This window comes from Arthrobacter sp. 01T428 (assembly GCF_056398685.1).
Genome location: NZ_JBFTPW010000006.1, coordinates 1 through 14605, shown reverse-complemented (window position 1 = coordinate 14605; position 14605 = coordinate 1). Strand labels below are relative to the sequence as shown.

Genomic DNA, 14605 nt, shown 5'->3' with positions numbered 1-14605 from the left:
TCCATGGTTTCCAGGCACGATCATCAGGCGGCTCCCCGGAAACATTTGGTTTAATGATAATGATTATTGATAGCATCAGTAATCATATCGCCCCTAGCCGAAAGTTCACCATGCACCCTGCCCTCCTGGTTCAAGACTTGAGGGTGTCCCTCCATGGACGCGCCCTGATTGACGGAGTCAGCTTCACTGTCGACCGGGGCCAAAGACTGGCCCTTTTGGGAGCTTCGGGTTCGGGCAAGTCCCTGACGGCGGCTGCCCTCCTGGGACAGCTCCCGGCTTCGATGAGCGCCTCCGGGCAGTTGCAGATCAACGGAGTAGACGTGACCTTGTCCGACCGGCGAACCCGCCGCTCGGGACTCACCGCTATCCATCAGGACCCGATGTCAGCGCTCAATCCCTTGGTGCGCCTGGGCAAACAGCTGGAGATCCCGCTGCGGCATGCCGGCCTTTCAGGCTCCGCGGCGCGGAAAAGGGCACTTGAGCTGCTCGCGTCGATGGGAATAGAGGAAGCCGAACGGACCATGGAAAGCTTCAGCGGCGAACTGTCGGGAGGTCAGCTGCAGCGGGTCTGCATCGCGCTCGCCCTTGCCTGCCGCAGCTCCGTCCTGGTAGCTGATGAACCCACTACCGCATTGGACATGGTCAGCCAGGCCAAGGTCCTTGAGGCCTTGTCCCTGTATTCGGAATCAGCTTGCTCGGAATCCGTGTACCCGGAATCCGCGCGTTCCGCGGCCGCCGGCGCGATGTTGTTCATTACGCATGACCTTGCTGTGGCTGCGGCGTTTTGCCACCAGGCCCTCGTCTTGAGTTCCGGCCGGATCGTCGAAGAGGGATCCATGGAATCGGTGGTGGAGCGGCCCCGGCACCAGTACACGAAGCAACTGGTGGAAGCCGCCCATCTCGGATTCGATTCCCTCCGCCGGAGAGCCACAGCATGAAGGCAGTCCTGAGCGCTGGCAATCTCGGACTCAGCTACCCGGGCCGCAGGCTCCTGAAGCAACGGCCGGCCCGGCCGGCATTGCAGGACGTTTCCCTCAGGATTGCCACGGGAGACAGCGTTGGCCTGGTGGGTGGCTCGGGCGCCGGAAAATCGACACTCCTGCGGATCCTGCTTGCTTTGGAGAAGCCGGACGCCGGAACCGTCACGTTCAACGACACCCCGGTTGTGCCCGGCCCGGCGTCGTCCTTGAGGTGGTACCGCCGCGCGGTGCAATACATCCCGCAGAATCCGGCGGCGAGCCTTGATCCGGGCATGAACGTGGAGCGGCTGCTCCTTGAACCCCTGAGGCAACTGCGCATCAATGGAGATCACCGCAGGATGATCCTGGATGCCTTGCAACGGGTCGATCTCGATCGCGGCTTGCTTGCGCGTCGGCCCTCGGAACTCTCCGGCGGGCAAAAACAACGCGTGGCCATTGCACGGGCCCTGGTCCCCGCGCCAACCATCCTCCTGGCTGACGAGCCGGTGAGCGGACTCGACCTTCCCCTCAGGAACTCGGTCTTGGCCCTCTTGGAACAGCTGGTCCATCGGGACGGGCTTGGGCTCCTGTTTGTCTCGCATGACCTGGCCGCCATCGCCCGGTTGTGCTCCCAAACCCTGGTCCTCTCCGGGGGGAGCATCGTGGAACAAGGACCCACCGCTGCCGTGTACGCGAACCCACAGACCCGGGAGGCCAGGGAGCTTGTCACCTCCATCCCCGGACTGGGCAGGGACGTAGGACAGGACAAGCCATGAACTCACGCGCGGAGCCCACGCCCCGGCTACTGCTGGCCAGCCAGCTCATCTTCAACCTTGGCTTCTACTCGGTTGTCCCCTTCCTGGCGGTTTTGATGCGCGAGGACTTTGGCATGGGCGCAATGGCCGTGGGAATTGTCCTCGGCGCACGTACTTTCGCCCAGCAAGGATTGTTCCTCGTGGGCGGAGCCGCCGCGGATCGTTGGGGAGCCCGGCCCGTCATGATTGCCGGATGCCTCGCCCGGATCTCCGGGTACCTTTTGTTGCTGTGGGCTTCGGACTTCCCCCTTTTCCTCCTGGGAGCCATCATCACAGGGGCGGGTGGCGCCCTCTTTTCACCCGCTTTGGAAAGCCTTGTGGGTGGGGCCGAAGAACGACGTGCCACCCTTCAGCCCCACAAAACCACTCTTTTCGCGCTGCTGGTCATTTTCGGGGAAATCGGCGCCGTGGCCGGTCCCCTGCTCGGCTCCGTCCTGCTTCAGACCGGCTTCGACGCGGCCCTGCTCGTCGGGGCGGGGGTCTTCGCCGTGATGGCAGTGGTCTTCGGCACTTTCCTACCAGCGACGACGGCGAGCGCCGTCGCAACGTCCGCCGGGAACTCGGCCGCCGCGCCGCCGTCGGACGCTTGGTCCTGCCTCAGGGAGAAGGGCTTCGTCTCATTCGCGGCTTTCTATAGCGTCAACCTCTTTGCCTACAACCAGCTCTACTTCGGGTTGCCCATCGAGCTGGAACGGAGCGACGCGGGTTTGGGTGCGCTCTCGGCGATTTTCGCCTACGCATCCATTTTGATCATCACCCTGCAATGGCCCATCGCCAGGCTCATGAAACGGAAGGGACCGGGCGTCGCGCTCGCCGCGGGATTCGCCGTTCAGGCCCTGGGGTTCGTCGCTATCGCAGCCATGGCCGCCTTCCCCTCGCCCGACGCATTCCCTGCGCTACCGGCGTTCCTGCTGGTCACTGCGCTCGCCGTCGGGCACATGTGCGTGGCACCAGTTGCCATGGATCTGGTCCTCGAATTTGCCGCAGGACGCTCCACCGGCGCCTATTACGGCTTGCTCGCGAGTTGCGGCGGAACCATGGTTCTCCTCGGCAATATGCTCCTTGCTCCGCTCTATGAACAGGCCACCACACCATCCCTGGCCGCGGTCTCTCCGTGGCTGGTGTCGGCAATTCTCGCGGCGAGCTCCGCGGCACTCATACATCGCTTCCTTCCGGCATCCGTCCCGGCACCGCGTCCGCAACAACTCCACACCGTTTGATCCACTCACACCCACGAAAGACAGGCACCAATCCATGGCTATTCCACGCCCAAAAGCAGTTGCCGCGATACTCCTCTCCTCCGCAATGGCCGCCGCCCTCAGCGCTTGCTTCGCCCAAGGCACCGCGCCATCAGCCAGCAGCACCGACTCCCGGATCAAGGTAGCCATGCTGCAGCCCCCGCGTTCAGGACTTACTCCCTTGAGCGACGACGCCTTCAAACTCTCACGCTGGAAGACCGCCGAGACTTTGGTTGTCCTGGATGCCCTCGGCGATGCCCAGCCATCGCTTTCAACAGCCTGGACGCAACTGGACGGCAGGAACTGGCGCTTCGAACTCCGTGCAGGCGTGAAATTCCATGACGGAACGCTCCTGACGGCGGAGCAAGTGGCGGCGTCGTTAACGGCAGCAGCCAATGCCAAGCCCAAGCCGCGGATCCTCGACGGCGTGCAGCTCAGCGTCCGCACCGACGGCGGGAACGCCGTCGTCGTGACCACCCAGACGGACGACCCGCTGGTTCCGCAGCGGCTTTCCAGTCCCCAGCTTTCCATCCTCGCCGCGTCCGCCTACAAGCCCGGTGGCGTCGTGAGCCCCATCAACGCCGGAACGGGGCCCTACGTCCTGGCGTCCGCGGACGGCACCAGCTCGGCAACACTCAACCGCTTCGCCGACTACTGGGGCGAGAAAGCGGCGAGCGGTGGCGTCGACGTCCAGTACGTTCCCGACGGCACGGCACGCGCTGCCGCCCTCAGGACCGGAACGGCCGACGTCGTGGAGGCCATTCCCGTAGGCCAGGTCGCCCAGATCAAGGCGGACTTGATCCACGAAGTCCCCATGCCCCGCACCAACACCCTCTACCTGAACACCAAGGCGGGTCCTTTCGCGGATCCGTCGGTCCGGGCAGCGGCACGGACGTCGGTCGAGCGGACCACCATTGTTGACCGGGTCTACGAGGGACGTGCGGACATCGCCGAAGGCCTCCTGGGCCCGGCCCTCCCCTGGGCCGCCAAGGAGCGGCAAAACGCCTCCTACATCGAAGCCTTGAAAAAGCGGGCGGAAACGGCACCTGCCAACGGCCGCCGCATCAAACTTGGCACGTTCACGGACCGGGCCGAGCTGCCCGAGGTCGCCGTGCAGCTTGAGCAGCAGCTCGAAGCCGCCGGCTTCATCGTGGAGCAGGAAGTCCGCGAGTACCAGCACATCGAGGCAGACGCCTTGGCGGGCAAATTCGATGCCTTCATCTTGTCCCGGGCCACGGTCCTCGACTCCGGCGATCCCGTCGCCTACATGTTCAGCGACTTCTCCTGCAAAGGCTCCTTCAACATCTCCCAGTTCTGCGATCCGGAGGTGGACGCGGCACTGAGCAAGGCCGCAGCCATCCCGGCAGGCCCGGAGCGCCGGGCGGCAATTGCCGCCGCCGAGGCACTGATCCTCTCGAAGGACGCGGCCGTGCCGCTGCTGCATGAACGCGTCATCCAAGGCGAATCGGCCAGGATCCGCAACGTGGAACGCGATCCCCGCGAGCGCGCCCTGATCACCAGCAAGACAGGAATCTCCGGCTGATGCGGTGCCCCGCGTTCATCAAAGCTGCTGTTTCCAGAGCTGTGGCGCTCTTTGCCATAGTCGTGCTGATCGGGCTCCTGCCGTGGCTTTCGGGACACAGCCCGGAATACACCATCCTGCGGGCCCGGTATGCCGACCGGGAAGCGACTGACGAAACGCTGGGCATGATCCGCGCGGAGCTTGGACTCGATCGAGGACCAGTACACATCTTCTTCGACTGGGCCGGAGGCCTTGTGCGCGGGGACATGGGAAATTCCTGGATCACCAACACGCCTGTTGGCGCCGGCACTGTGGAAACCCTCGGCGTCTCCGTCACCCTGATGGCCTGCGCGGTGGCCGTTGCAACGGTGGTGGCCACCGCACTGTGCGTTCCTTCCGTGATGCGGGGGCTCGCCGGGAACCCCAGGCGGGGCTCCGGCGTCGTGGCGGCGGCCATGACGGCGCTCCCCGAGTTCCTGCTGGCGGCGATGCTCCTTGTCGTTGGCGCGGTGTGGCTGGGCTGCTTCCCGCCGTATGGCTGGCAGGGCCTGGACCACGCGGTGTTGCCGGCTCTCGCCCTCGGCCTGCCCGCCGGCGGGCTCATCGGGCGGCTCCTGTCCGACGCCATCAGCCTGGCGTTCGCCGAAAAATGGGTGGCCACGTGGGCCATGGCCGGAGCAAGCCGCGCCAGGCTCACCGCGGCTGTGCTCCGTCGGGCCCTGCCATCGGTGATGAGCCAGATCGGGCTTGTCCTCATTGGCCTCACCGGTGGGGCAGTTGCCGTGGAGAAGGTCTTCGCGATTCCCGGTTTGGGCCGTGCGGTCCTGGGGGCGGCGAGCGCCCAGGACATACCTGCGCTGCAGGCAGGAGTACTGGCCCTCCTCATGCTGGCGATCGGGGCAGGTTCCCTCAGCGCCGCGGCCCGGAACCTTCTCATGGGAGCAGCGCTGCGCTCGGGGACAGTTCCGGTTCCGGACTCCCCGGGAACACCACGACGGCGGGATGCCGCGGTTCCGCTCGTCGCTGCGGGAGCGTTGCTGCTCATCGTCGTCGCGGGCTTGCTTCGCGATCCGTTCACCTCAAGCCATGCACGGCTTGCCGGCCCGGGTTTGGAGCTGCCCTTCGGGGCCGATGCAAGCGGACGGGACCTCCTTGCCCGGGTGGGGCATGGCGCCGTGTCCACGTTGGGAACTGCATTGCTCGTGGTCCTGGCTTGCCTTGTGATCGGGATCGTCGTCGGGCTCTTCCCGCTCGCGGCCACCGGTCCCCTTGAAGTAGCCAACGCCGCTCCGCCTATCCTGGCCGGGCTGATCGTTGCCGTGATGACCGGCCCATCGGCTGAAGGTGCGGCGATAGCCGTCACCCTGGTCAGTTGGGCACCCCTCGCCGCCCACACTGCCGCCCTGGCGCAGGAGGCCAGGGCCCAGCCCCACGTGAAGATCCTTCCGGTCCTGGGCGTGGGAAGGGTCCGCATCCTCTGGCGCTACATCCTCCCGACCATCCTTGGCCCGGTGTTCAGGCATTCGATGCTCCGGATACCGGGAATCGCGCTCGCCTTGGCTGCCCTGGGGTTCCTGGGCCTCGGCCCCCATCAGCCGTCGCCCGAGTGGGGCCTCGTCCTTGCCGAAGGAATCAACTACGTGGAGCGGGCACCGTGGGCCGTTGCCGCCCCGGCGTCGGCATTGATCCTCGCCTCGATTCTGGCCGTTTCACTGTCGAGCGTCACGTGGTCGCGCTCGCAGGGGGATCCGGCCCCCGATTGACTCATTCGAATATATGTTCGAAAATTGAAGCATGTCATCCCGCCTGTCTTCCGCTTCGCCGGCTTCGCTGCGCGATGACTTGCAGGCGCAGATCCATCTCATGCAGGGCAAGCGCGGAAGCGAACGTTCGCTTCCCGTACTCCCCTCGCTCAGCAGGCTTCTCCCGGGCGGACTGCGACCGGGAGCGGCGTACTCCGTACAGGGATCCATGTCGCTGGCCATGGCCTTGTTGGCCGGGCCGTCACGCAATGGCTCATGGTGCGGAGTAGCTGGGCTGCCTGACTTCGGGATCGAGGCGGCAGCAGGTTTCGGCATTGCGCTCGACCGGCTGGTGCTGGTGCCTGACCCCGGGGCCAGTTGGATGCCGGTGATCGCCGCCTTGGCGGACGTGCTCTCGGTGGTACTTGCGCGGGCTCCGGAAAAAGTCGCACCCGCCGAGGCTGCCCGCTTGGGAGCCAGGCTCCGCGAGCGGAGTGCCGTCCTCCTTGTCTTGGGACCATGGCCGCAGAGTGAAGCCGTCTTGCACGTGAATGGATACGAGTGGGCGGGGCTCGGACAGGGCCACGGACATCTCGCCAAGCAGGAACTCGAGCTCGAGGTTGCGCTGCGGGGCAGTTCCCGCAGGGCCTCCGTGGATCTTGCGGACAGCGGCACGGTGGATCTGTCCCGCCATCGGATGGGAGCATGATGCTGTTTCAGCTTGAAACCCCGGTACGGGCGTTGGTGACTTGGTTCCCGGATTGGCCCCTCGTCGCCGCCCGCCTGGCAGATGCCCTGCCGCCTGATGTACCTGTGGCAGTCATCGGCCAAGGGGTCATTGCTGCTTGCTCTGCGGAAGCCCGGGCAGAGGGAGTGGTCCGGGGCTTGCGGCTGCGGGAAGCGCAGACCCGCTGCCCTGAGCTGGTGGTGTGTGCCGTTGATCCGGTGCGGGATGCGAGGGAATTCGAACCTGTGGTCTCGTCACTCGAGGAACGAACCCCTGGAGTGGAAGTGCTTCGACCCGGCCTCTGCGCTATCCGGGCCAAGGGTGCCGCACGATATTACGGCGGAGAAGAAGCGGCAGCAGGTGCTGTGCTTGAATCGGCCGACCGCCTCGGCGTGGAGGCCCGGGTGGGGATCGCCGATTCCGTGTTCGCCGCCGAGCAAGCAGCCCGGAGCACCAGCGAACTATCTGCCGTCCGGGTGCTCCCGCCGGGTTCTTCCCGGGATTTCCTGGCTCCATTTCCGGTGGAAGTACTGGGGCAGCCGAAGCTGGCTTCCTTGCTCAAACGCCTTGGCATCCTCACTTTGGGGAATTTCGCGAATCTTCACGCCGCAGATGTCAGGGCCCGTTTCGGGGCTGCCGGAATCACTGCGCATGCCCTGGCAAGCGGACAGGATCCCCGCAAGGTGATGCCCCGGACTCCTCCGCGGAAACTGGATCAACGCGTCGAGTTCGAACCCGGCCTGGACCGGGTTGACCAACTCGCCTTCCAACTCCGCGCCACGGCAGACGCCTTCGTGGCCGGGGTGCAGACGGAAGGCCTGGTCTGCACGGAGCTGAGGGTTCTGATCACTGACGAAGGAGGGAGCCGCTCCGAGCGGACGTGGGGCCACCCCCGCCATTTCACAGCCAGCGACGTCGTGGACAGGGTGCGTTGGCAGCTTCAGTCGCAGCCCCCTGTATCCAACGATAAAACTGCCCAAGCCAGCGGAACGCACGACGGCGGCATGGCACGCGGCGGACTGTCGTCACCGGTCACGCGGGTCGAGTTCGTCCCCGTCCGTGTGGATTCCATTGCCCATCATGGTCGGGCGCTCTTTGGAGACGGAGCCGAGGAACAGATTCATCATGGACTCAGCCGGATCCAAAGCATGCTGGGGCATGAAGCCGTGGTAGTGCCCGCGGTTTCCGGAGGTCGCTTGCTGGCCGAGCGGCGCCGCCTGGTTCCTTGGGGAGATGCCTTGCCCGCGGGAACGGCCGCCCTGGCCTCCAGGCCGTGGCCGGGCAGGATTCCAGACCCGCAGCCCGCCACGGTGTTCGCTTCCCTCATCCCCGTCCTGCTGCTTGATGCGAACAAGGAAAAAGTCCGTACAGACCATCGCGGCGGATTGATTGCCCCGCCCATGTGGTTCTGTCCCGGCGGAGACCCTGCACGACGGCGACTGGTAGCTCAGTGGGCCGGCCCCTGGCCGTTGCGGCAGAGGTGGTGGGACGCCGATCATCGCCTTGAAGCGGACCGGTTCCAGCTTGTGGACGGAAACGGAGAGGCTTGGCTCCTTCTCCTGGACGAGCAGAACTGGTGGGCAGAGGCCCGCTACGACTGAACACCAGACACTGAACTTTAGTCAGGAAGACAAAGATGGCTTGGAACAACCCGTCGATCCCGTGGTCGGAGTTCGAACGCACGCTGTCGGACCGGCGCGTGCCGGAGATCGGCAAGTCCAAAGGGGACGGCGGCGACAGCCCCGCCTGGTCAAGGAAACGCGGGCCTTACCGCCCGGTCCCCCTCGATCCCGCAAGGGTCGCGTCGAGGGCGGGTGCCGCCGTCGTGCCTTATGCCGAACTGCACGCGCATTCGCACTACAGCTTCCTGGACGGCGCCTCCTCACCCGAGAAGATGGTTGAGGAGGCGGTCCGGCTGGGCCTCCATGCCCTCGCACTGACCGATCATGACGGCTTCTACGGGATCGTGCGAATGGCGGAGGCCGCCGAAGCCTACGAGCTGAAGACCGTGTTCGGCGCTGAGCTGTCACTCGGGCTCAGCAAACCCCAGCAAGGCGAAGCCGACCCCGAAGGTGACCATTTGCTCGTCCTCGCCCGCCAGGAAGAGGGGTACCACCGTTTGGCAGGGGCCATGACTGCCGCCCATCTGGCGGCCGACGCCGAGAAGGGCCACCCCATCTACGACCTCGACGAACTGGCGCATTCGCTGAGGAACCACTGCCTGGTGCTGACCGGATGCCGCAAAGGCTCAGTCCGGAGGGCCCTCATGAGCGACGGCGAGCAAGCCGCTGCGTTGGAAGTGGAGGCCTTGATCGAGAGATTCGGGCGGGAAAACGTGGTGGTGGAGCTCTTCGATCACGGGAATCCCTTCGACAGCAGCCACAACGATGCCCTCGTCCGGATTGCCGAGCGCGCGGGCATACCTTTCATCGCCAGCAACGCCGTACATTATGCGTCCCCGGAGGGATATCCGCTGGCAACGGCCATGGCGGCGGTCCGGGCACGCCGCAGCCTGGAGGAGCTGGACGGGTGGCTGCCCGCAAGCAGCGGCGCCCATTTGCGGAGCGGTTCCGAGATGGCAGCGCGGTTCGCCCGCTACCCCGGCGCGGTCGAACGGACTGTCGAGATCGCAGACGAGCTTGCATTCCAGTTACGGGCAGCCCGCCCGAAGCTTCCCAAGCTCGATGTTCCTGCGGGGCACAGTCTCATCACGTGGCTGCGGCAACTTGTTGAAGAAGGGGTGAGGGACAAGTACCCGGACGCCGACGAACGGGTCCATCGCCGGATCGAGCAGGAACTCGCAGTGATCGAGGCGAAGAACTTCCCCGGCTATTTCCTGATTGTGCACGACATCGTGCAGTTTGCCCGTTCCCGCGGCATCCTCTGCCAAGGCCGGGGGTCCGCGGCGAACTCTGCCGTTTGCTACGCGCTGGGGATCACTGCCGTCGACAGCATCTTCTACAACCTTCCGTTTGAGCGTTTCCTCTCCAGCCTCCGCGAAGAAGAACCGGACATCGACGTCGATTTCGACTCGGACCGGCGGGAAGAAGTCATCCAATACGTCTACCGCAAGTACGGACGGTTCAACGCGGCCCAAGTAGCGAATGTCATCAGTTACAGGCCGAAGAACGCCGTCAGGGACATTGCCAAAGCACTCGGCTACAGCCAGGGCCAACAGGACGCCTGGTCCAAGCGGCTCGATCACTGGGGCGATCTCAGCGATGGCAAGACCAACAACATCCCGGCCCCGGTCCTGGACCTTGCTGACCAGATACTGGGCTTCCCCCGGCACCTGGGCATCCACTCCGGCGGCATGGTCCTCACCGAACGGCCTGTCGGCGAGGTGGTACCCATCGAACGCGCCCGGATGGAAAACCGCACGGTCCTGCAATGGGACAAGGACGATTGCGAATGGATGGGCCTGGTCAAGTTCGACCTTCTAGGCCTGGGCATGCTCGCCGCCCTGCAGTACTCCTTTGATTTGATCGACAAGCATTTCGGGGAGCGTTGGACCATCGAGACCATCCCGCGGGAAGAACCGGCCGTCTACGACATGCTCTGCCGGGCCGACTCGATCGGGGTGTTCCAAGTGGAATCACGGGCCCAGATCAGCACGCTGCCGCGGCTGAAACCGAGGAAATTCTACGATCTGGTGGTCGAAATCGCGCTGATCCGCCCAGGTCCGGTCCAAGGTGGCGCCGTCCACCCCTACATCCGGCGCCGCGCAGGCACGGAAAAGATCACGTACCTTCATCCATTGCTGGAACCCGTGCTTAAGCGGACCTTGGGTGTGCCCTTGTTCCAGGAGCAACTGATGCAGATGGCAGTTGCCGTGGGCGGCTGCACCGCCGAGGATGCGGACCTGCTCCGCCGCGCGATGGGCTCCAAACGGGGCCGGGAGAAGATCGAGTCGCTCGAGGCCAAGCTCTATGCGGGGATGGCGGCAAACGGGATCAGCAAGGACGACGCCGACGCCATCTACGCCAAGATCCAGGCCTTTGCGAACTTCGGTTTCGCGGAATCCCACTCCTTGAGCTTCGCGGTGTTGGTCTACGCAAGCTCGTGGCTGAAGCTGCACTACCCTGGCGCATTTCTCGCGTCCCTGCTTCGGGCACAACCCATGGGCTTCTATTCCCCGCAAACCCTCGTGGCAGATGCCCGCAGGCACGGGGTCCAGGTGTTGCGCCCGGATGTACTGCATTCCCTTGCCGAGGCGACCCTCGAAGTGCTCGACGAGGCTGCAAGTGCCGAAACAGGCCAAGTGGGCGGCATGGATTCCTGCCTGGACTTCCACCAGCCGGAGATCGGCCTCTTCCAGCAGGATCGACCACGCGAGGACCACCTGCACCGGCGGGATGGCTCACGCGCCGTGCGGTTGGGGCTCGACGGCGTCACGTCCATCGGCGCCGAAGTGGCGAAGCGGATCGTCACCGAGCGTGCGGAGCATGGCGCCTACCGGGACATGGCGGATCTGTCCCGCCGCGCGAATCTCAGCGCGGATCAGCTGGAGGCACTCGCTTCAGCGGGAGCACTCGATTCGCTGGGAATGAACCGCCGCGAAGCATTGTGGCAAGCCGGAGATGCCGCGCTCGAGCGGGAAGGACAATTGCCGGGGACCCACGTCGCCGTCCAGCCACCGCTGCTGCCCGAGCTCTCCCCCCTGGAAAATGTTGCCTACGACATGTGGGCGACAGGAATCAGCACCGATGACCATCCGATGCGCCATGCCCGCGAGGCCCTGGATTCGAGGGGGGTGCTGCGGGTGGACCGGCTCTCCCAGGTCGAGTCCGGCACGCGTGTTGAAGTGGCCGGCGTCGTGACCCACCGCCAACGCCCCCAGACCGCGCAAGGGATCACCTTCGTGAATCTGGAGGACGAGAGCGGCATCCTCAATGTCATCTGCAGCGTTGGCCTCTGGAAGAGGCATCGCCGCGTCGCCCGGGAATCATCCGCGCTGGTCGTCCGGGGTTTCCTCGAACGATCGCCGGAAGGAGTCACCAATCTCGTGGCGGACAAGCTGGAACCCCTGGTCCTGACAGTGAAGTCCAACTCCCGCGACTTCAGGTAGCCAGGAGTGCCGCACGGGCGAGTTCCCGGTCGTGTTCATCCGGGAGAGGTACGTGTTGACCTTTGCTCAGGACCGTGATGCCCGAATCCGTGACGTTATAGCCGCGCCGTCGGTCCAGGTCCGGGTCCAGGCCGATGGTTGCGCCGGCTGGAACCCTGACGTTCTTGTCCAGGATGGCCCGCTTGACCACCGCCCCTTCGCCGATGGTGACGTTGTCCAACAGCACCGAGTCGATAACGCGGGCACCACTGGAAATGAACGCATCGTTGGAGAGCACCGAATTTTCCACGAGACCGCCCGATACGATGACGCCGTTGGAAACAATTGAGTCCTGGGCCGTGCCGACGGTTCCGCCTTCCCCGCGAACCATCTTGGCCGGAGGCGAAGCGCTTTGCCGTGTGTAGATCGGCCAATCGGAGTTGTAGAGATTGAACACCGGATCCGGCGAAATCAAATCGAGGTGTGCTTCAAAGTATGAGTCGATAGTACCGACGTCGCGCCAGTAGTTGCGGTCACGATCCGTGGCCCCTGGGACATCATTGCTTGAAAAATCATAGGCGAACGCTTCGCCACGGGAAACGAAATAGGGGATGATGTCACCGCCCATGTCGTGTTTCGTGTCTTGCCGGGTGGCGTCGAGCTCAAGCGCCCCCACCAAGGCATCGGCGTCGAAAACGTAGTTCCCCATCGATGCCAGGAACTGGGAAGGGTCTTCAGGAAGCCCACGCGTCGAAGCCGGCTTTTCCACAAATGCTGCGATCCTCTTGGCCGTGCCGCCGCTCGCGCTATCGGAACCAGCGGCCTGGTCTACCTCGATCACGCCGAACTGGTCGGCCATGGCCAGAGGTTGACGCACGCCCGCCACAGTGGCCTTTGCGCCGGAGCTGATATGGCTACGCACCATGTGCTCGAAATCCATCCGGTAGACGTGGTCAGCACCCACGACCACGACGATGTCAGGACGGGCGTCTTCGATGAGGTTGAGCGACTGGTAGATCGCATTTGCGCTGCCTAGGAACCAGCTTTTACTGACGCGCTGTTGAGCCGGAACCGACGCTACATAGTTGCCCAATTGTGCGGACATCCGCCACGTTTCTGAAATGTGCCGGTCGAGGCTGTGGGACTTGTATTGGGTCAGCACCACAATCTGCCAATAGCCCGAGTTGGTCAGATTGGACAGGGCGAAGTCGATCAGCCGGTAACTCCCTGCGAATGGGACGGCTGGTTTGGCGCGATCTCCGGTAAGCGGCATGAGTCGCTTACCCTCACCGCCGGCCAGCACAATCGCCAAGACTTTCTTCGAAGCCATCGTCACTCCCTTGTGTTTGATGTTGGCCTTGGAACTACTCACCGCGCGTTGCGATGAAGCTCGGGGTGGAACGCGCCCCCGCTGCTCGAACAGCAGCGGAGGCGCATTCCTAGGCGTTCGCGATCAGCCCCAGTTCGGCCTTGGAGGCCAGGGAGGGGTGTTTCGGGAAGACCCGGACGGTGTAGCCGAAGGATCCGGAACGGTTGATCAGGATGGACCCGGTGAACAGGTGGCGCCCGTTGCCAAGGTCCTCCGTTTCGGTCAGCTCGACCAGAGCCACATCTTCCAGTTCGTCTCCGTCCTGGGCCCGGCCATACGCCACCTCAACCGACACGTCGTCGGGCGTGAGCTCGTGCAGGGCGATGTAGGCGTTGACCTGGAGGGTGTCGCCGATCTGGGGCTCCTCGGAGACTCCGATGGAATCGACGTGTTCCACGATCAGCTGTGGCCAGGCGGTGCGGACCTTGGTGGTCCAGGCCGCCAGCTCCTTCGCTTCCTTGAACGACGCCGTTCCCGCCTGCCTGCCGGCGACAGCCGCCGGGCGGTAGAGGGTGTTGACGTAGTCCTGGAGCATGCGGTCGGCCGAGACGGCCGGGCCGAGGTGGGCCAGAGTGTGCTTGATCATCGAGACCCAGTGCGTCGGCACGGCTTCCGGGCCGGACTGCGAGGGCCCGGCCGCGCCGGCTTCCGCGGAGACCGTGGAGCCGTAGAAGCGCGGGGCCACCTGGGTTTCCAGAAGCTCGTAGAGCGCGGCCGCTTCGATGTCATCGCGTTCTGTCGGGGACGCGTCGTTGTTCGCGGTCGGGATCGCCCAGCCGTTCTCGCCGTCGTACATCTCATCCCACCAGCCATCCAGGACCGAGAGGTTCAGGGAGCCGTTGATGGCGGCCTTCATCCCGGAGGTCCCGCAGGCCTCCAGGGGCCGGAGCGGGTTGTTCAGCCACACGTCGCAGCCCGGGAACAGGGTGCGGGCCATGGCGATGTCGTAATTGGGCAGGAACACGATCCGGTGCCGCACGGCGGGGTCGTCGGTGAACTTCACCAGGTCCTGGATCATCTTCTTCCCGGCGTCGTCCGCCGGGTGGGACTTGCCGGCGATGACCAGCTGGATGGGGTGCTTCGGGTGCAGCAGCAGGGCCTTGAGCCGGGCCGGGTCCCGGAGCATCAGGGTCAGGCGCTTGTAGGTGGGCACGCGCCGGGCGAAACCGATCGTGAGCACGTCCGG

The 14605-nt window shown here is 64.8% G+C and carries 9 protein-coding genes and 1 pseudogene; 8 read left to right on the top strand and 2 right to left on the bottom strand.

Translation table 11 applies throughout. The features are described from left to right. The first annotated feature begins 59 nt into the window (after positions 1–59). The 8 genes from AC1DJB_RS08710 to AC1DJB_RS08675 are packed head-to-tail and all read left to right on the top strand — an operon-like array spanning position 60 to position 12071. Positions 60–938, top strand: a complete 879-nt coding sequence (locus tag AC1DJB_RS08710; protein ID WP_332602075.1) for an ABC transporter ATP-binding protein — start codon at positions 60–62, stop codon at positions 936–938. Then, entirely contained in the window at positions 935–1735 is an 801-nt protein-coding gene (locus AC1DJB_RS08705) for an ABC transporter ATP-binding protein (protein WP_306959450.1), read from the top strand. Before AC1DJB_RS08710 ends, AC1DJB_RS08705 begins: the two co-directional genes overlap by 4 nt. Further along, the gene (locus AC1DJB_RS08700) at positions 1732–2994 is read left to right on the top strand and encodes an MFS transporter (protein WP_284988306.1); all 1263 of its coding nucleotides are present in this window, start codon (positions 1732–1734) and stop codon (positions 2992–2994) included. The genes AC1DJB_RS08705 and AC1DJB_RS08700 overlap by 4 nt, the downstream gene beginning before the upstream one ends. A gap of 34 nt (positions 2995–3028) precedes the next feature. Then, positions 3029–4555 carry an ABC transporter substrate-binding protein gene (locus tag AC1DJB_RS08695; protein ID WP_441438101.1) on the top strand — a complete coding sequence of 509 codons (1527 nt, stop codon included), beginning with the start codon at positions 3029–3031 and terminating at the stop codon, positions 4553–4555. Positions 4556–4596: 41 nt separating this feature from the next. Then, the gene (locus AC1DJB_RS08690; RefSeq protein WP_441438102.1) at positions 4597–6297 is read left to right on the top strand and encodes an ABC transporter permease subunit; all 1701 of its coding nucleotides are present in this window, start codon (positions 4597–4599) and stop codon (positions 6295–6297) included. Between the two features lie 31 nt (positions 6298–6328). Next, positions 6329–6985, top strand: coding sequence for a hypothetical protein (locus tag AC1DJB_RS08685; protein ID WP_216363235.1), 657 nt, complete (start codon positions 6329–6331; stop codon positions 6983–6985). Next, positions 6982–8604 (top strand): DNA polymerase Y family protein, encoded by a 1623-nt coding sequence (locus tag AC1DJB_RS08680; RefSeq protein WP_441438103.1) that lies wholly within the window; start codon positions 6982–6984, stop codon positions 8602–8604. Before AC1DJB_RS08685 ends, AC1DJB_RS08680 begins: the two co-directional genes overlap by 4 nt. A 35-nt stretch (positions 8605–8639) precedes the next feature. Next, a complete protein-coding gene (locus tag AC1DJB_RS08675; RefSeq protein WP_441438104.1) occupies positions 8640–12071 on the top strand; it encodes an error-prone DNA polymerase in 3432 nt (1143 codons plus the stop codon). Here the strand turns inward: AC1DJB_RS08675 and glgC are convergent. Both glgC and glgP read right to left on the bottom strand, forming a co-directional pair. Then, positions 12067–13386: pseudogene (gene glgC / locus AC1DJB_RS08670) on the bottom strand (glucose-1-phosphate adenylyltransferase); the annotation flags it as partial. The gene AC1DJB_RS08675 and the pseudogene glgC overlap by 5 nt on opposite strands. A 103-nt stretch (positions 13387–13489) precedes the next feature. Next, the coding region (gene glgP / locus AC1DJB_RS08665; protein WP_476910138.1) for an alpha-glucan family phosphorylase at positions 13490–14605 on the bottom strand (1116 nt) is incomplete at its 5' end.

Bases quoted from the DNA above. Each gene is read 5' to 3' on its own strand.
- AC1DJB_RS08710 (WP_332602075.1), top strand. From the start codon at position 60: ATGATTATTGATAGCATCAGTAATCATATCGCCCCTAGCCGAAAGTTC.
- AC1DJB_RS08705 (WP_306959450.1), top strand. From the start codon at position 935: ATGAAGGCAGTCCTGAGCGCTGGCAATCTCGGACTCAGCTACCCGGGC.
- AC1DJB_RS08700 (WP_284988306.1), top strand. From the start codon at position 1,732: ATGAACTCACGCGCGGAGCCCACGCCCCGGCTACTGCTGGCCAGCCAG.
- AC1DJB_RS08695 (WP_441438101.1), top strand. From the start codon at position 3,029: ATGGCTATTCCACGCCCAAAAGCAGTTGCCGCGATACTCCTCTCCTCC.
- AC1DJB_RS08685 (WP_216363235.1), top strand. From the start codon at position 6,329: ATGTCATCCCGCCTGTCTTCCGCTTCGCCGGCTTCGCTGCGCGATGAC.
- AC1DJB_RS08680 (WP_441438103.1), top strand. From the start codon at position 6,982: ATGATGCTGTTTCAGCTTGAAACCCCGGTACGGGCGTTGGTGACTTGG.
- AC1DJB_RS08675 (WP_441438104.1), top strand. From the start codon at position 8,640: ATGGCTTGGAACAACCCGTCGATCCCGTGGTCGGAGTTCGAACGCACG.